The sequence below is a fragment of the Pseudomonas brassicacearum genome, from assembly GCF_003732265.1.
In the GTDB taxonomy this organism is placed as follows: domain Bacteria; phylum Pseudomonadota; class Gammaproteobacteria; order Pseudomonadales; family Pseudomonadaceae; genus Aquipseudomonas; species Aquipseudomonas brassicacearum_D.
In genome coordinates this window covers 1-519 of record NZ_MOBK01000085.1, presented here as the reverse complement: position 1 = coordinate 519, position 519 = coordinate 1, and the positions used below count along the sequence as shown (strand labels likewise).

The following is a 519-nucleotide window of genomic DNA, read 5'->3' as shown; positions in this document are numbered from 1 at the left end:
GCGGCCGTCATCGCCGAGGGGCATTTCGAGGACGCGGATATTGGCCGCCTGCAACTGGCGCAGGATCGCCCATGAGCAAGGCGATTCCACCAGCGCCACGCTGCCGCCGAGATTCAATGCACTGAGCGACAACTCCAATACGCTGCGCAGGTCGGCGCCGATATACACCTGCTCGGCCTGCCAGTGGTTGTGAGCGGAACGGGTGTAGCGTTCCGCCAGGGCGACGCGCAATTCCGGCTCGCCGAGTGGCTGATAGAGCGGTGCATTCGAGGGCGGATATTGGCGAGTCAGCTCACGCTCCATCCTCAACAACGGCCCCTGCAGCGACAGCAACATCGCCGGCGCATCGCTGCTCAGCGCCAGCATGCCGGGCTGACGGGCGCTGGCGAAGACGTGGTCGAGAAGATTGCCGGAGCTGGTCGTCACAGGCGCCGCCGGCATCGACCGGGTGAAATAGCCGAACCTGGGTTTGGCGTGGATTCTGCCTTCGTCCTCGAGCAGTGCGTAGGCATATTTGGT

Annotated in this window: 1 protein-coding gene; it reads right to left on the bottom strand. The window is 64.2% G+C overall.

The annotated features are described in order from the left end of the window. A partial coding sequence (locus BK660_RS30155) for an aminotransferase-like domain-containing protein (RefSeq protein WP_473087018.1) occupies positions 1-519 on the bottom strand: 519 nt, incomplete at both ends.